14 protein-coding genes and 1 pseudogene are annotated in these 16,567 nt (G+C 43.0%); 6 read left to right on the forward strand and 9 right to left on the reverse strand.

Annotated features, from left to right (window positions below; translation table 11 throughout):
- Positions 1 to 176: 176 nt before the first annotated feature.
- The 3 genes and pseudogenes from tsf to PCRYO_RS02025 form a co-directional block, all read left to right on the forward strand.
- On the forward strand, positions 177 to 1,061 hold the full coding sequence (gene tsf, locus PCRYO_RS02015) for a translation elongation factor Ts (RefSeq protein WP_011512758.1): 885 nt from the start codon (positions 177 to 179) through the stop codon (positions 1,059 to 1,061).
- Between the two features lie 143 nt (positions 1,062 to 1,204).
- The gene (locus PCRYO_RS02020) at positions 1,205 to 1,723 is read left to right on the forward strand and encodes a helix-turn-helix domain-containing protein (RefSeq protein WP_011512759.1); all 519 of its coding nucleotides are present in this window, start codon (positions 1,205 to 1,207) and stop codon (positions 1,721 to 1,723) included.
- Positions 1,705 to 2,550, forward strand: a pseudogene (locus PCRYO_RS02025) (IS3 family transposase); the annotation flags it as partial. The gene PCRYO_RS02020 and the pseudogene PCRYO_RS02025, both read left to right, overlap by 19 nt.
- A 71-nt stretch (positions 2,551 to 2,621) precedes the next feature.
- Here PCRYO_RS02025 and PCRYO_RS02030 read toward each other — a convergent pair.
- The 4 genes from PCRYO_RS02030 to hflX all read right to left on the reverse strand — a co-directional run bounded on the left by PCRYO_RS02030 (position 2,622) and on the right by hflX (position 6,942).
- Positions 2,622 to 3,443 (reverse strand): lytic transglycosylase domain-containing protein, encoded by an 822-nt coding sequence (locus PCRYO_RS02030; protein WP_020442732.1) that lies wholly within the window; start codon positions 3,441 to 3,443, stop codon positions 2,622 to 2,624.
- Between the two features lie 596 nt (positions 3,444 to 4,039).
- The gene (locus PCRYO_RS02035) at positions 4,040 to 4,729 is read right to left on the reverse strand and encodes an LrgB family protein (protein ID WP_011512762.1); all 690 of its coding nucleotides are present in this window, start codon (positions 4,727 to 4,729) and stop codon (positions 4,040 to 4,042) included.
- A 31-nt stretch (positions 4,730 to 4,760) separates the two neighbouring features.
- A complete protein-coding gene (locus PCRYO_RS02040; RefSeq protein ID WP_011512763.1) occupies positions 4,761 to 5,189 on the reverse strand; it encodes a hypothetical protein in 429 nt (142 codons plus the stop codon).
- A gap of 283 nt (positions 5,190 to 5,472) precedes the next feature.
- A complete protein-coding gene (hflX, locus tag PCRYO_RS02045) occupies positions 5,473 to 6,942 on the reverse strand; it encodes a ribosome rescue GTPase HflX (RefSeq protein ID WP_011512764.1) in 1,470 nt (489 codons plus the stop codon).
- Between the two features lie 426 nt (positions 6,943 to 7,368).
- On the opposite strand from hflX, the gene PCRYO_RS02050 reads away from it, so the two are divergent.
- Entirely contained in the window at positions 7,369 to 8,169 is an 801-nt protein-coding gene (locus PCRYO_RS02050) for a lysophospholipid acyltransferase family protein (protein WP_011512765.1), read from the forward strand.
- Positions 8,170 to 8,328: 159 nt separating this feature from the next.
- On the opposite strand, the gene PCRYO_RS02055 is transcribed toward PCRYO_RS02050, so the two are convergent.
- On the reverse strand, positions 8,329 to 9,369 hold the full coding sequence (locus PCRYO_RS02055; RefSeq protein ID WP_011512766.1) for an aldo/keto reductase: 1,041 nt from the start codon (positions 9,367 to 9,369) through the stop codon (positions 8,329 to 8,331).
- A 41-nt stretch (positions 9,370 to 9,410) separates the two neighbouring features.
- Positions 9,411 to 9,908, reverse strand: coding sequence for an FKBP-type peptidyl-prolyl cis-trans isomerase (locus PCRYO_RS02060; protein ID WP_011512767.1), 498 nt, complete (start codon positions 9,906 to 9,908; stop codon positions 9,411 to 9,413).
- Between the two features lie 144 nt (positions 9,909 to 10,052).
- Here PCRYO_RS02060 and PCRYO_RS02065 point away from each other — a divergent pair, with 144 nt between their 5' ends.
- On the forward strand, positions 10,053 to 10,724 hold the full coding sequence (locus PCRYO_RS02065) for a DUF1294 domain-containing protein (RefSeq protein WP_011512768.1): 672 nt from the start codon (positions 10,053 to 10,055) through the stop codon (positions 10,722 to 10,724).
- A 95-nt stretch (positions 10,725 to 10,819) separates the two neighbouring features.
- Here PCRYO_RS02065 and lspA read toward each other — a convergent pair whose 3' ends face one another.
- The 3 genes from lspA to PCRYO_RS02080 form a co-directional block, all read right to left on the reverse strand.
- A complete protein-coding gene (gene lspA / locus PCRYO_RS02070) occupies positions 10,820 to 11,470 on the reverse strand; it encodes a signal peptidase II (RefSeq protein WP_011512769.1) in 651 nt (216 codons plus the stop codon).
- Positions 11,463 to 14,306 (reverse strand): isoleucine--tRNA ligase, encoded by a 2,844-nt coding sequence (ileS, locus tag PCRYO_RS02075; protein WP_011512770.1) that lies wholly within the window; start codon positions 14,304 to 14,306, stop codon positions 11,463 to 11,465. The genes lspA and ileS overlap by 8 nt, the downstream gene beginning before the upstream one ends.
- A gap of 656 nt (positions 14,307 to 14,962) precedes the next feature.
- Complete coding sequence (locus PCRYO_RS02080) at positions 14,963 to 15,679, reverse strand: GntR family transcriptional regulator (RefSeq protein WP_011512771.1); 717 nt, start codon at positions 15,677 to 15,679, stop codon at positions 14,963 to 14,965.
- Between the two features lie 153 nt (positions 15,680 to 15,832).
- On the opposite strand from PCRYO_RS02080, the gene PCRYO_RS02085 reads away from it, so the two are divergent.
- Entirely contained in the window at positions 15,833 to 16,531 is a 699-nt protein-coding gene (locus PCRYO_RS02085) for an aspartate/glutamate racemase family protein (protein ID WP_011512772.1), read from the forward strand.
- The last annotated feature ends 36 nt before the right edge of the window (positions 16,532 to 16,567 follow it).

The following is a 16,567-nucleotide window of genomic DNA, read 5'->3' on the forward strand; positions in this document are numbered from 1 at the left end:
ATAGACAGCATAAAGACAAACAATAGGCATGATGTAGTATTACTCGTCATGCCTTATTGTTAAAGCGGATTTGTTAAAGTGGCGTTGTTAAGCCGCTATACAGAATTCAAGTGCGTTTAGATATTGTGCACTCCTATATATAATAATGCTCACCTACATAATAAAAGGTAACTCTTATGTCAGAAGTAAAAGTATCTGCCAAAATGGTAAAAGAATTGCGTGACCGTACTGGTCTTGGCATGATGGAATGTAAAAAAGCGTTAGAAGAATCAAACGGTGATGTCGAAACTGCCATTGATAACCTACGTAAATCTGGTCAAGCAAAAGCGGCTAAAAAAGCGGGTAACATCGCAGCTGACGGCGCTATCATCATCGCTCAAGGCGACAGCAAAGCATTCTTGCTAGAAGTGAACTGCCAAACTGACTTCGTTGCAAAAGATGAAAACTTCGCAGCCTTTGCAGAAACAGTTGCAAACCTTGCATTAGAAAACAATGTGACTGACGTAGCTGCTATCGCTGAATTGCCATATGGCAATGGTCAAACAGTTGAAGAAGCACGTGTATCTCTAGTACAAAAAATCGGTGAGAATATCCAAATCCGCCGTGTTGAAGTACTTGAAGGCGCTAACATTGCTGCATACCGCCATGGTCTACGTATCGGCGTAGTGGTATCTTATGAAGGCGGCAGTGCAGAAACTGGTAAAAATCTTGCTATGCACATCGCTGCGTTCAACCCAGTTGCTGTTGCTGATGAAGACGTCGCTGCTGATCTATTAGCGCGCGAAAAAGACATCATTGAAGCAAAAGCACGTGAGTCTGGCAAGCCTGACAACATCGTTGAAAAAATGATCGAAGGTGGTCTACGTAAGTACCTAGAAGAAGTTACTTTATTACGTCAGCCATACGTTATGGACAATGAGAAAAAAGTTGGTGACGTACTAAAAGCTGAAGGCGTAAAAGTACTTGGTTTCAAACGTCTAGAAGTCGGTGAAGGCATTGAGAAAAAGCAAGAAGACTTCGCTGCTGAAGTTGCTGCTACTCAAGCACTAGCTAACAAGTAAGTTTTAAAATGCAGTAAGTACTGAGTTTGTTTTTGCTCAGTACTTATAGATTGTTTGACATAAGAAGCAATCAAGCATAAAAAAGCCCGTTATTTATTTGAACTGACCCCCATAAGTTGGACACAACTTTTGGGGGTTATTTTATGAAGTATGACATCGACTTTAAACTAGGGGTGATAGCCTATTATCAACAAGGACATTCAGGCCTTGCTACCGCAAAGCATTTTAATATTAATGATAAAGATGTTTTTAAGTGGGTAAACCAGTATTTAAAAGACGGTATACTTGCAATCAAACCTAAAACTAGCAAAGCCATCTACAGTAGCGAGTTCAAGCTTCAAGTCCTGACTACAATGGCAGGTGAAGGTTTAAGTCAATCGCAAGCCGCCTTGAGGTTTAACATTAGCTCACCTGTGCTGATTAGTGTATGGCGCACAGCCTATGCCCGTCATGGTATGCTAGGCTTAACTGCCAAAGCTAAAGGACGACCCACTGTGAAGCACCCTTATCTCACTGACAAACCTGATCATGAAAAGAGTATAGAAGAGATCAAACGCGAGAATGAGTATCTACGCGCGGAGAACGCCTATTTAAAAAAGCTCGATGCCTTGCTCAAAGAGAGGAAAGCCAATCAGACAAAGCAAGGCTCGTCAAAGGACTAAGAGATCAGCATCCGCTAGCTTTACTATTACTCATTGCAGATATAGCAAGAAGCAGCTTTTACTATCATGTGCATGCATTAAAAGCTGATGATAAGTATGCCGATCTTAAACAGCGTATCAGTGACATCTATCATTACCATAAAGGTCGATATGGCTATCGTAGAATCACTCAAACGCTTAAGAACGAAGGAATAAGATACAACCACAAGCTCATCGCACGGCTTATGAACGAGCTTAAACTTACCGCGAGAATCAGACGACAGAAGTATCGATCCTATAAAGGTCAGTGTGGCGTCATTGCCAAGAATAGAGTCAAACGCAGGTTCAGAGCGAAAGCGCCCAATCGCAGGTGGTTTACTGACATCACAGAGTTTAAAGTCGGTGATGAGAAGTTGTATCTGTCTCCTATACTAGACTGCTTCAACAATGAGATCATCAGTTATACGCTCTCAAGACGACCCGTATATGACTTGGTGAAACAGATGCTAGATAGTGCACTTAAGGGCATACCTACAAAGCGCAAGGAGACACTGACGCTGCATTCAGATCAAGGGTGGCACTATCAGATAAAACCGTTTGCGACAACGCTTGAAACGCATAAAATTAAACAGAGTATGAGTAGAAAAGGCAACTGCTTAGACAATGCGCTGATGGAGAGCTTCTTCGGTACGCTAAAATGTGAAACTATTTATATTGAAAAGCCATCGAGTATTGAGGCTTTAGAGAAACAGATTCATAACTTTATGCTCTACTACAATCATGAGAGAATTCAGATGAAACTAAAAGGACTAAGCCCTGTACAATACAGAACTCAGTCCTTGATTTAATTAAACTGTCCAAGTTTAGGGGGTCAGTTCAATTTAACGGGTTTTTTTATGTCTGTGATTTCTATTTTGGATTAACGCAATGCCAAATAAGCAGAGTTGGCATAGCTTGCGCTATTACTGTTGCTACTCGTGCCATAACTAACGTTTTGCATGCCACCGCCATTACTGGTATTGGCAGTATTGCTATTATTAGCATTCATCGTATTACCAGATAGCCCTGAATCGTTTTTATACAGGCTATGATATCGGCTCATCACACTTTTGACATAGTTACGCGTTTCTTTAAACGGTGGAATGCCATTATATTTATCGACGTTACCTTCACCTGCATTATAACCCGCGACCGCAAACTCGACGTTGTTGTTAAAGCGGCGCATCAGCCAAGCGATATATTTGGCAGAACCTTCAATATTATCAGCAGGATTCCAAGGATTGCTCACTTTAAATCGACGTGCTGTAGCTGGCATCAGCTGCATTAAACCCTGCGCACCGACTGGTGAGCGAGCATTGGGATTAAAGGCTGACTCAGTATGCATCATGGCTTTCATAAGTCCTGGATCGACACCGTGGCGCTGCGCTGAAGCCAGAATATAGCTATCATAAGAGTTACGAGTACCGCTGCTGCTTGCAGAGCTGCTCCCATAGTCATTGCTATTACTGCTGCTACCACCATCATACAGACTAGAATCTTTATAATAAGTGACTTTTACTTTTTTAGTAAATTTATCAAAATTACCACTGGGATTGACGTTGGTGAGAAGTACTTGTCCGCCTTTGTCTTTATAGATATACATATTGCCTGCTTGAGCAGCGATAGGTAGGCTAGATAGGGCAACGGCGGTGAGTAAAACGGGAGACAAGCAGCGGGTTATGAAAGGTGCAACATTTATCATAGGGTTATCACTTTTTATCGAGTAGTAGCAAATTGCCTTGCTTATGGACGCATTGGTTTGCGCAATAAAGCGGTTATCCTGTCTGCAATATTTCATAGTCACTAAGCTTAAGTACTACAACGCAGAACCACGGTTAACAAAACCAATTGCAATAGATACAAAAAATAATAGTTGCTTACTATAACATATAATAACTTTTTACTACATCTGATTGACCTGACAAGCTGGTCAAACAAACATTTAAATTGTAAAAATTTTTAATAAAATCAATATGGTATTGCAGTGTACCTTATTAAGTACGAGGTCAGAAGTAGCCACAGACCATTTACAGTAAAGGCAAAATAGAGGAGGGCTATTATCACTAATATTTGCCAAAAAGCATTGAAATGCACGATGAATCTAAATATTCGCAGCTGTACTATAGTGAATTCAGTATTAAAGCGATACAGCAAGCAGGACTGGGATGAATTTTACGCAGCCTCTGTCGGCGTAGGCACAGCACGCCAGAAAAATTTATACCAGTACTGCGTTGGAACATAACGTATCTGTTTTATTTGGAATTGACTATAGAATAGCAGTGCTATATTAAAGGACAATTAAGCAGACAGTGCTGTGATAAATATAGGTACCCAGACAGCAGTGACCAAACCATTCACTGCCAAGCCAAACGCGGCATATCTGCCCGCTGTATGACTGATTTGCCATGCTTCTACGGTGCCGAACGCATGAGCAACTAAGCCAAGCGCTAAGCCTTTAGCACGGTCATCTTCAATGCCAATAAATAAGAAACGCGCTAATGTCCCGCCAATGAGGCCTGAAACGATAATAATCAGGTTTGCCATCGCTAGAGGTGCTTTGATTAAATCTGCGATGCTCAGACCAATCGGCGTGGTCACTGAACGACTGGCAAATGCTAATATCGTATCGTGACTGAGTGAAAATAGATAGGCTAATGACATCGGTAATAATGCGCCAATCAAACTCGCCATCGCCACAATTAAGACAAGTTTCTTGATAGGTAAACCTTTGAAATTCATGGCAGCCAAAGGTATTGCCAATAAGACAGTGACATAACCTAATAGATGGTCAAAAACGGGTTTGGCTACGGCATAATAATGATTGTAATCCCATTGGAAAATGAATAGAAATATAACGACCAATACTAGTGCGGTAATGACCATCGGTAACCATGAAAGTTTGCGTGCCAATATGCGAGCAATTACATGGGCTGCTAAAGTCAGTAATATCGCGGTAAAGGTTGCCACAAACACATTATCAAAACTCATAAAATTCCTTTATCCATACCGCTCAAGGCTGTCATTTTTGCTCATTAATGGTAGTGTTGCCGTTCATATCATTATTACGGTTCAGCCAACGATTGGATAACACGGCAAATCCCCAAATCGGTATCAGCGTACTAATCAGTATGGTAAGCATAAAGCCCCATAGCTCATCTCCTAAAGCAAATAACAGCAAGCCTGCACCGGCTGAAACTGGCAAAAAAGCAAAGCCACTATCGACAAGTAAAGTATTACTCGCTTGGGTAAGCCAGCCTGGAATACCTTTGATAAATCGCCAAATCATCAGAATAAAAAACATGGTCAGTAAGCCGACGATATTGGCCGCTTTTTCAATACCCGCCAACTGACAGACAAATACTGCCGACTCACGCACAGTAACGACAATGGTGAGCGTCAGGAGTAATGCCATCCATAAGGGCATTTTTGAAGAATGGGTAGACTTCATAAGCAAGTGGACCACGTCAGGGATAGATAAAAGAGTAAAAAGATGAGTGAGAGGAGATTCACGAGTGCAGTATATAAAAGATTATATATATAGTATCGCAACTAATAAAGCGTATCGGTCAATAGTGACCATATAGTCTGTAAGTAATAAAATCGATACATCGATATATAGCTGTTGCTAATACGAGTTTCTCTTGTACGCTATGTTGATTCAGCATTAAAAAGGACACTATTAATAAATAGCGTCCTTTTTAATTTTATTCAAAGTATGTTAAGTAAATGACTTATTTTTGCAAGTCGGATGTTTGAGTATCTTCTATCAGCAAGTCTTCCGCTACTCTCTCAGCTTCAGCATTTAACGCCTCAAATTCAGCAAACGCTTTTTCTTCAGCATCCGTCATCGTTTGTTCTTCCACATCATCAGGCTGCTCAAACTCTTCAAGTATCGGCATCAGCAATGTTGCTTGCGCTAATGGCAATACATCTAGAGGCTCTAAGTTGGCTTGACCAAGTAACTGTCTCAGTCTATCGCTTGGCAAGCGAATCGTTAAGCACTCATGACCACTGTCATCATAGCTTTCTTCTTGAATAACGCCGAGCTCATACAAAGCATTTTTTAACTGCCCTGCGCTATAAGGTAGGGTCAAATCAAAGGTGGTCAGTGTGCCAGTTAGTAATTGCTGCACGGCCAATGACAACTCTTCCATGCCTAAGTTTTCTCTAGAAGAAACATAGACGCGGTTGGGTTGACCTTCGCTAGCATAACCGATACGTGCAGGCTCATCGGTCACATCAATCTTGTTGTAGACATTAAGCACAGGCACATCATTATCAATTTCAGCCAGTACATCTTTCACCGCCTGAATTTGCTCATGCATGTCTTCGCTCGAAGAATCGATGACATGGAGCAATAGGTCTGCTTCAAGTGTCTCTTCTAAGGTCGCATGGAAAGATTCAACCAATTCATGTGGAAGATGACGGACAAAACCTACTGTGTCGACCAGTACCACACGTCCTACACCTTGCCAATCTAAGCGGCGTAACGTCGGATCGAGTGTCGCAAACAGTTTGTCGGCCGCATAAATGTTTTCATCGACCAAGCGATTAAACAAAGTAGACTTACCAGCATTGGTATAACCCACAAGCGAAATAGTCGGTACATCTGATTTTTGACGGCGAGCTCGACCTTGCGCACGCGTCTGTCTGACTTTTTCGATTCTACTTTTGAGCTGCATGACTCGCACTTGTAGCAAGCGACGATCCGTCTCAAGCTGGGTTTCACCGGGTCCACGTAGACCAATACCCCCTTTTTGACGTTCCAAATGCGTCCAACCACGTACCAAACGTGTCGACAAATGGTTAAGCTGTGCCAGCTCTACTTGTAGCTTACCTTCGTAAGTACGTGCACGCTGCGCGAAAATGTCCAAAATCAGACCCGTGCGATCAAGTACGCGGCATTGTACCAAGGCTTCAATGTTACGCTCTTGTGAAGGCGATAAGCTGTGGTTAAAAAGCACGATGTCCGCATCATGCTCGCGCACCAGTTCTGCTATCTCTTCTGCTTTGCCGCTACCAACAAAATATCTGGCGTCAGGGCGTGCACGTGAGCCTGTGACCAGTGCCAAGCGGTCTGCGCCTGCTGAGTCTGCCAATAATTCAAATTCCCCTAAATCATCAGGATCTTGAATTTGGCGGATGTCTAAATGTACAATGATGGCGCGCTCGCCACCGGTATGTCTTTCAAAATATTCCAAAGAGTATCACCTATCCATAAAGTAAATAAATCGCAACGCTGCCTATTCTAAATACCAGTTCTAAATATCACTTCTAAATATTTGGGTTTTATTCAATACATTGAGTAAATTACCAAGCTTATCTAAATAGAATATCCATCATAGTCGCGTTCAGATAACCATTTATATGTGGTCTTATCAGTTGATATTAAAGCGTATTCACACAATTAGCGATGATTTTATGTTACAGCGTTCATTAAGTAGGATTTCATCTTTGCAGCGCAATATTCTTTCTAAAATGAATCAGTTAGAGACATTAGCAGCAAATTACTCACAAAACCTATTCATAAATCAGTGAACAAGTAGTCACTGACTGCATAAACTTTGTTATACTCATTGCGTTTGTTTACCATATATAATCATAAGTTTTAATTACGAGGGACACAGATGAGCCAACCCAAGCCAGGCTTTTCAATCAAACAGCAATTGGGGCGCGGCAAACAGATTGCTGGTATGACCACCACAATTGCTGGTGGGCTACGGGCCGCCCAACGTATCGGGGCATTTAAACAGCCACCACGCGAAACACTGCCGCGCTACATTCAAGCTTTTTGTCGCAAAATGGCAGGCTCTTTTGGCGTCAAGGTTATCGCCGTTGAGCGCGTAGAGCAACATCACGGGCTATGGGTTTCTAACCATGTATCGTGGATGGATATCCCTGTGGTCGGTACAGTGAGCCCTGCTTTTTTCTTATCCAAAGCCGAAATAGGTGAATGGCCTATCTTTGGTAAGCTGGCACACGCGGCAGGTACAGTATTTATCGAGCGTGGTTCCGGTGATGTCGGCTCAGTTGCGTCGCAAATTGCTAACTTTTTAACCAAAGGCTTCTCGGTTATCTTTTTCCCTGAAGCGACTACCACAGATGGCAAAAAAATCAAACGTATCCATGGCACCTTGCTACAAGCGGCGATAGACGCTGATGTACCTGTGCGCCCGCTGGTGATTGCGTATGTCAATAAAGACGGTACCTTAAGTGAAGAATTGCCTTATTACGGCAAGCTGACGATGAAAGACAGTTTGAAAAAGGTTTTAGATAGTAAAGATGTCACCGCTTACGTCTTACCACTAGAAGCAATCGATCCTAAAGGTTTGAGTAAAAGTCAGCTGACAGATTTATTACAATTACGTATGCAAGAAGGCTTAGCTGAATTACATTCGCGTGTATTGACAAAAATAGCGAAAGTTTAATTCTATATGCTTTAAATTGGTTAGTTAAACGTGTATAAAAAAGGCGCAAATCGCAGTAATAATACTTGCGATTTGCGCCTTTTTTTAACTGATAGATACTTGTATCTTTTTTGAAGAAAATAGAATGACTCTATTTATAAAAAGTCTAATAAGCATCAACTATGGTGAAGGATTAGGTTGTTGAGTATGTACCGCTTCGATAGCGTCTAGTACATCTGAGTCTAAGGTTAAGTTAATGCTATCAATGTTAGATTTTAGCTGCTCAATGGTGGTCGCGCCAATGATATTGCTGGTTACAAACGAGCGTGAGTTAACAAAGGCTAATGCCATTTGCGCCATATCTAAACCGGTATCATCTGCGATTTTGGCATATTGGGCGGTGGCTGATAGTGCTTCTTCATTAGTATAACGGGCAAAGCGATCATACATGGTCAAGCGCGCGCCAGTAGGACGTTTACCATCGAGATACTTACCAGATAGCACACCAAAGCCTAGTGGTGAATAAGCAAGTAAACCCACATTTTCACGATGCGCAATCTCTGCCATAGCCACTTCATATAAGCGGTTAAGCAAACTATAAGGGTTTTGCACCGTAATAGGTGCGATCAAACCATTCTTATCCGCTTCCCATAAGTAGCGCATCAATCCCCAAGCAGTATCGTTTGATAATCCATAAGCACGGATACGACCTTTTTTAATCTCGTCATTTAACGCTTGGATGGTTTCTAAAAAAGGCGTCAAATCATCGAGCGGCTGTGCTGCCATTGCTTTGGTATAACCGAGCTGACTGAAATAGTTCGTTTGACGTTCAGGCCAGTGTAGTTGGTAGATATCAATATAATCGGTCTGCAAACGCTCAAGATTGCCATCAATAGCACTGCTGATATGCGCGGCATTAAAACGCGTTTGCCCATCACGTAAAAAATCCATTGGCGATATCTTACTGGCAAGAACGACTTTATCGCGTTGTTTGGTCTTTTGGAACCATGTGCCCATAAAGCGCTCAGTATCGCCTTGCTTATCTTTATCTGGCGGTGAGGGATACATCTCAGCAGTATCCCAAAAATTTACGCCTTCACTGAGTGCTAGGTCCATCTGCTCATGTGCATCGCTTTCGCTATTTTGCTGTCCCCACGTCATCGTTCCCAAGCAGATTTTGGAGACTTTTTCATTGAGTTGCGGCAGTGTTTGATATTGCATATGTTCTTCCTTTTTTATTTTATTCTAAAGCAATTTTTATATTACATGAGCTTGATGCCTGTGACACCCGGCGGCGTCACTTGAAAGATTTTAATTTTAAACTGCACAGATTGTCCAGCAAGCGGATGGTTAAAGTCTACTTCTACTTCGTCATCAGTGATGGCGCTAATCGTACCGGGTAGAGTGTTTTTACCTTTGTCTTCAAATTCTACTAGCATGCCAATTTCAGGATTGTCAGCGATAAGCGCAAACTGAGTAGGGCTAAAGCGTTGGATGTTGTCAGGATTCCATTCACCAAATGCTTGCTCTGGCTCAAGATGAGCGGAACGCGTATCGCCTGCACGCAGATTCATCAGCACTTGCTCAAAGCCAGGTAACAAGCTCTCATCACCTATAGTTAAAGTAACGGGTGTATCACGGCTAAAGGTTGAATCAATTACGGTGCCATTCTCGAGCGATACTTCAAAATGCAGCTTAACTAGGCTGCCAAAGGTGATACGTACATCTTCATTGGGTGTAATAAATTGCGAGTCGGTCATGGAAAATTTACCTATTACTGGAGTAGGAAGTTAGGTGGACATCAATATAAGAAATGATAAGTCATTTAGAAAAGGTTGTAAGCGCCAATAGTGTAACGTAAATAGTGTAATATATTTGGCGAATCTAAAAGTGAGCGCAACATTATGGCAAAACCGATGGCAACTAAACAACAAGGTCGAGTCACAAAATGGCAAGACGATAAAGGCTTTGGTTTTATTGAAACCGAAGCAGGCGAGTCGGTATTTTTTCATGTCAGCGCGTTTAAAGCGCAGCGTCGTCCTGTTATCGGCGAAGAGGTTGTTTTTATCGTTGGATATGATAATCAAAGACGATTGCAAGCAAAAGAGGTGCAAGAGCTGAGCTTTGTACAACAAAAGATGGCGCAAAAAAATAAGCAAATTCGTCAGCGTAATCACAAACGTAACGCCCAAGCAGAGTTTGAAGCAGGACAAAAGAAACGCTTGTTTCTTGGTGTTGGATTTTATGGTGTATTGATATTACTGGCGGTCATGAATAAGCTTAGCTGGCTAGTCGTTGGGTGGTATGCTGTATTGGGTATGATAACCTATACCATGTATGCCAAAGACAAAGCGGCTGCTCAAAATAATGACTGGCGAACACCTGAGATGACATTACATATTTTAAGTGCGCTTGGTGGCTGGGTAGGGGCAATGGTCGCACAAACCTACTTGCGTCATAAGTCACAAAAGCCTGAATTTCGTATTGCGTATTATTTGACTGTCATCATTAACATGGCAGGGTTACTATTTATATTGGCGGATGGCGGTTTGGATTTTCTGGAAGAATTGTTATAGGTTTTAGATAGTGAGAATAAAAGCCAAAGAAAAGGTGGATTTACAAAAATGCAATCCACCTTTTCTATTAATAAAGCGATATGCCTTGAGACGCGTTAAACTTCACGCTTTTTTTCCAAAAACAGCATATCGATGACAATCAATAATACACCGATAGAAATGCCAATATCAGCAATATTAAAAATGGGATAATGCCAAACATCAGCATAATGCACATGTATAAAATCAATGACGTGACCATGTAATAAGCGATCGATTAAATTGCCCACGGCACCGCCTAATACCAATGCCAAACCTAGTGATAACAGCTTAGCTTGACGGGGCGCTTTAGCTAGATAGCCTATCAAGAATAGCGACATCAATAGTGCCAGCCCTGAAAAAAACCACTTTTGCCAACCGCCTGCATCTGCCAAAAAGCTAAAAGCAGCACCGTAGTTGTAAGCGAGCGTCCAGTTTAAAAACGGCTCAATCACAGGCACAGGTTCAAGGAAGGTCAGATTGGTTTCTGCGAGCCATTTTGTCCATTGATCAAGGATAATCACGACCAGTGACAACAGATACCAGTTAAGCGCAAGACGACCATTAGCGATCATCTTTGGCGTCTTGTTCAATCGACTCTTCGGCGTCGATGAGCTACCCGTAGTGGCATGAGCCGGTTTAGGTGAACTGTCGACGTCGATAGGCACTTGCTTATCGTCAGGCAAATTTGTTGGATTAGGCGTTGGATTGGGTGTTGTATTAGGCATAGTGGCGCACCTCTCCATCACCGCTGACGTTGGTTACACAGCGCGCACATAATTCTGGATGTGCGCTATCTGTGCCAATGTCATCACGGATATGCCAACAGCGCACACACTTGGTGCCCGCTGCAGCATTCACTTCGACGACTAAATCTGCCGCTGCACTATTACTATCCGCTTGCTCATCTGTGCTTGCTACATTAGCAGGGGCAGTGTTCAAAGGCTTTAAAGTTGCGCTACTGGTAATAAGGACAAAACGCAGCTCTTCGCCAAGCTTAGCTAGGCTTTCATGCATAGCGCCATCAGCATATAGACTGACGTCAGCAGATAAGTTGGCATTGATGATTTTCTCACCACGTGCAGTTTCGATATGTTTATTAACCATATCTTTTGCGAGCATGATACGTTGCCAGTCATCATTGCTAATAGCGCTCAGCTCAAACTCTGGGAAGGTGTACCATTCTTCAGTGAATACATAGCTATCAGTGCCATGCAATACTTCCCATGCTTCTTGCGCCGTAAAGGATAAAATCGGTGTAATCCAGCGAATCAATGCTTCAGCAATATGGTAAATCGCTGTTTGTGCAGATCGGCGCGGCTGCCCGTCAGTTTGTGTGGTGTATTGACGGTCTTTGATAATATCCAAATAGAAGCTGCCCAAGTCTTGCGAGCAAAACGCTGCAATAAGTTGAGTGACTTGGTGGAAGTCCATCGCATCATAAGCACTGATGATTTGTGCTTGTACCGTTTGCGTACGCTCAATGATAAACTTATCGAGGCTGACCAGCTCATTAATATCAATGCTGTTGGTCATTGGATCGAAGTCATCGGTATTGGCAAGCAAGAAGCGCAAGGTATTTCGGATACGGCGATACATGTCGATTGCGCCTTTAAAGACGGTTTTACCAGCGCTCATCTCATAACGGTAGTCGCTTGATGCAATCCACAAACGCAACATATCCGCGCCTGTTTTGTTGATCTCTTCTTGCGGCGTGATGATATTACCCAGTGATTTACTCATCTTGCGACCATTTTCATCAACCACAAAGCCATGAGTCAGGACTTGTTTAAACGGTGGACGCTCGTACATGGCTTCCGAGGTCAGCAACGACGTCTGGAACCATCCACGATGTTGGTCGGAGCCTTCTAAGTACATATCAGCAGGGTTGGTCAGCTCGTCCCGTTGATCAAGTACGGCAAAATGTGTCGTGCCAGAGTCAAACCAAACGTCTAAGGTATCAGTCGCTTTATCATAATCAGCAGCTTCCGCGCCCAAGAAATCCTCACAGCTGGCATCAAACCATGCTTCTACGCCACCTTCGTTGATTTTTTGTGCTGCCGTTTCCATCAGTTCAAGTGTATTTGGGTGTAGTTCACCCGTTTCTTTATGGGTAAAGAAAGTAATCGGTACGCCCCACGTACGCTGGCGAGAGATGCACCAATCTGGGCGACCTGTCATCATAGATTCAATACGGTTTTGACCCCACGCTGGTGTCCATTGAACCGCTGGAATATCAGCAAGTGCGCGCTCACGCAAACCTTGTGTTTCCATGCTGATAAACCACTGCGGCGTGGCACGGAAAATGATTGGCGATTTATGACGCCAGCAGTGCGGATAGCTGTGCTCAATTTTGGTATGGCTAACCAGATGACCGTTTTCGTGTAGGGCAGAGATGATTTGTGGATTGGCTTTATATATGTGCTCACCGGCAAATACCGCCGCGCTTTCTAAATAAACGCCCGTACCACTCACTGGATTTTCAACAGGCAAATTATATTTTAGACCAACGATATAATCGTCAAGACCGTGACCTGGTGCCGTGTGTACCAAGCCAGTACCGCTGTCAGTCGTTACGTGATCGCCCAAGATTAATGGCACTTGGCGAGCTTCGATAAGCGGATGCTGAGCATGTAGACCTTCAAGCTCACGACCTGATACGGTCGCTAAGACACCTTTATTCTCGAGCTTAAACTCACTTAACGCCGACTCAACCAAATCAGTCGCCAGTAGTAAGTTGCCGTTTTCCGTAGCGACCACACTATAGTCGTGCTCAGGATGGACTGCAATAGCTTGGTTAGCAGGCAATGTCCAAGGCGTCGTCGTCCAGATAACGGCAGCGATATTGCTGTCTATTTCAGCCAATGCCGCAACTTTGTCACTGTCTACAATATCAAAGCTGACATAAATGGCGTCTGAGACTTTATCTTGATATTCAACTTCGGCTTCAGCCAATGCTGAACTACAGTCCAAGCACCAGTTGACCGGCTTCATACCGCGAGTTACGTGACCATTGTCATAAATTTTGGCAAGGGCGCGCACGATATTGGCTTCTTGATGGAAGTTCATAGTCAGATAAGGATTGTCCCAATCACCAAACACACCCAGACGCTTAAAATCCGCCTTTTGTAATTCGATCTGTGTGCTGGCATATTCACGACATAGACCACGGAATTCGGTTGCAGAAACCTTTTGACCGACTTTACCATGTTTGGCTTCGACTTTTTGCTCGATAGGCAGACCGTGACAGTCCCAACCGGGCACATAAGGCGCATCAAAACCAGATAGAGTTTTTGATTTTACGATAATGTCTTTGAGTACTTTATTGACTGCATGACCCAAGTGAATCTGACCGTTGGCGTATGGAGGACCATCATGCAAAATGTATTTGGTTGCCCCAGCACGTGCCGCACGAATTTTACCGTAAACATCATCTGCTTCCCAAGCTGCTAGCCAATCTGGCTCACGTTTGGCAAGGTTTGCACGCATCGCAAACGGCGTGTCTGCAAGGTTTAGGGTGTCTTTATAGTCTTGGCTTGGCATATCAGTACTTTTATCAGTCATAGAAGGCGTCTTTTAGAATGGTGATGAAAATGTAAATTGAATTAAAAAGTGCGTGTAAAGCTGGCTACAAAAGCTAAAGTAATAATTTGATTGAAAGTAGATAACACTCGCTATTATATGACAAAAAGAGTGGGGTAAGAAGAGCTGCCGAGTATCGTTTCTATGTCCGTCAAAACCGTCACAAAATTCATTTAACGAGCGATTGGTTGTTACTTTATATCTGCTAGGATAATAAAGGTGATAATAAATTGAGCAATCAATGTCCATGCTGTCTTCATGTGCAAGACAGCATCATATCACTATCGTCAGACAATCCCTACTTTCAGTAGTTGATGGTCGTTATTGATTTAACTGTTTTTATTCATTGATTTCAATCTGCATCACATATCATATCCGATTCAATTCGATTTAAAGAAATGAAACATACACTTACTAATATGGGTTTATTAAGGTGTGAATACCACGCAAGCTCATATGACGTATAAAGCCGTAGCAGAAGCGCTAGATTATCAGTATAGAGAAATAGATGCTTTAGTTGGCTAGTTTTTATCTCAGCTGATTGTTTTAAATAAAAAACCTGCCAGTCAAATGATTGGCAGGTTTTTTAATGTAAACGGCTTTAGAGGGTGCTACAAGTGCATTTCTATTACCAATACTCAAGCAGGCACGATAGTCAGCTGCTCGGCTAAGCTAAAGAAAGGTTTTGCTGCGCATTTGAAGTCTAGGCTAGATTCTAAGTGATTCAAGTGTTGATTAATCAGCAATAACAGACCTTCTTCATCCCTGTTTTCAATGGCATTTACCATGCCAAGATGTTCGTCTTCAGCGCAGTTAGATGAGCCAACTTTGTTATATAGCCCAATGATTAGCGTGGTACGTAAGGTAAGTTCACTCAAAAACCGCTCTAAAACTGTATTGCCTGAAATCATTGCCAACTGCATATGGAAAGTGCGAGATAGGCGTAGCTCCGCGGGCTTATCACCTTGCGCCCGCGCGTCAGCTTCGGCAGCTATCGTAGCACGCATGTCAGCAATGTCTTGCAGCCTGGCATTTTTGATTACTTTACGGGCGAGTGTACGCTCAATCGTGCGCCGTGCTTCAAACACATCACCTGCTTCTTTCGGTGACGGAGTTGAAACAAAAGCGCCTCGGTTGGGCTGTAATTGCACCACATGCATCGTTGCAAGGGTAGAGAGTGCTCGCCTCACATTGGCTCTATTGCAGTTAAACAAGTCACTCAGCATCTGCTCGCCAAGCTTTGTTCCAGCGGGCAAGCGTTGCTCTGACACCGCAGCGGTGATGGAGTTAATAATGGTTTGCTCGGGTATTTCATCAAGCACAGGAACTGTTTTTTTGGTTTTCTCTATTTTCATAGACGCAATTATAGTGTGCGACTGTTATCGCTACAACAAATATTAAAAAAATAGATTGTTTTGTTAACAATAATAGTTAACAATGATTGTTAACAAATATGAGATACTGCTGATCTGTGAATAATGACGATAACCTATGAATAGCGAGGCTCTATGAAAATTCTAGTGATGAACCCAAATTCGACCACTTCTATGACCGATAAAATCGTTGAAAGCGCGCGTCAAAAAGCCAGTGCAGGTACGACCATTATTGGCGCTTCTGGAACGGATTCGCCTGCATCTATTCAAGGGCATCATGATGAAGCGCTCTCTGTCCCTGGTTTGATTAAACGCTTACAACAAGCGGAACAAGAAGGAATTGATGGTGTGGTCGTTGCCTGCTTTGATGACCCAGGTATTGGTGCTTGCCGCGAAGTGTTTTCAGGTCCAGTTATTGGAATTTGTGAAGCAGCGGTCAAAGCCGCTAGTATGATTTCAACCTCTTTTAGTGTAGTCACCACTTTGCCACGTTCCGTACCTGTGATTGAAGATTTGATTCATGGTTATGGTTTATCTCATCGCTGTAGAAAAGTACGCTCTGCTGCCATACCCGTGCTTGCTCTTGAGGAAGCTGACTCTGGTGCCCGTGAAAAAGTTCGTGATGAAATTTTACGTGCAGTACGTGAAGACAACTGCGAAGCGGTGGTTTTGGGCTGTGCTGGGATGGCAGACCTAACAGAATGGCTGACTGCAGAAACGGGTGTGCCTGTGATTGATGGTGTGACTGTGGCTACTCGTATGATTGAGGCACTGGTTGGCTGTGGTCTAAAAACCAGTAAAATTGGCGCCTATGCAACACCTATCCAGCATTAAATAAATAGAGATGGACGAAACAGCTATTAACCAATA

This window comes from Psychrobacter cryohalolentis K5 (genome assembly GCF_000013905.1).
In the GTDB taxonomy this organism is placed as follows: Bacteria; Pseudomonadota; Gammaproteobacteria; order Pseudomonadales; family Moraxellaceae; genus Psychrobacter; species Psychrobacter cryohalolentis.

Bases quoted from the DNA above. Each gene is read 5' to 3' on its own strand.
- tsf (WP_011512758.1), top strand. From the start codon at position 177: ATGTCAGAAGTAAAAGTATCTGCCAAAATGGTAAAAGAATTGCGTGAC.
- PCRYO_RS02020 (WP_011512759.1), top strand. From the start codon at position 1,205: ATGAAGTATGACATCGACTTTAAACTAGGGGTGATAGCCTATTATCAA.
- PCRYO_RS02030 (WP_020442732.1), bottom strand. From the start codon at position 3,443: ATGATAAATGTTGCACCTTTCATAACCCGCTGCTTGTCTCCCGTTTTA.
- PCRYO_RS02035 (WP_011512762.1), bottom strand. From the start codon at position 4,729: ATGAGTTTTGATAATGTGTTTGTGGCAACCTTTACCGCGATATTACTG.
- PCRYO_RS02040 (WP_011512763.1), bottom strand. From the start codon at position 5,189: ATGAAGTCTACCCATTCTTCAAAAATGCCCTTATGGATGGCATTACTC.
- PCRYO_RS02050 (WP_011512765.1), top strand. From the start codon at position 7,369: ATGAGCCAACCCAAGCCAGGCTTTTCAATCAAACAGCAATTGGGGCGC.
- PCRYO_RS02055 (WP_011512766.1), bottom strand. From the start codon at position 9,369: ATGCAATATCAAACACTGCCGCAACTCAATGAAAAAGTCTCCAAAATC.
- PCRYO_RS02060 (WP_011512767.1), bottom strand. From the start codon at position 9,908: ATGACCGACTCGCAATTTATTACACCCAATGAAGATGTACGTATCACC.
- PCRYO_RS02065 (WP_011512768.1), top strand. From the start codon at position 10,053: ATGGCAAAACCGATGGCAACTAAACAACAAGGTCGAGTCACAAAATGG.
- lspA (WP_011512769.1), bottom strand. From the start codon at position 11,470: ATGCCTAATACAACACCCAATCCAACGCCTAATCCAACAAATTTGCCT.
- ileS (WP_011512770.1), bottom strand. From the start codon at position 14,306: ATGACTGATAAAAGTACTGATATGCCAAGCCAAGACTATAAAGACACC.
- PCRYO_RS02080 (WP_011512771.1), bottom strand. From the start codon at position 15,679: ATGAAAATAGAGAAAACCAAAAAAACAGTTCCTGTGCTTGATGAAATA.
- PCRYO_RS02085 (WP_011512772.1), top strand. From the start codon at position 15,833: ATGAAAATTCTAGTGATGAACCCAAATTCGACCACTTCTATGACCGAT.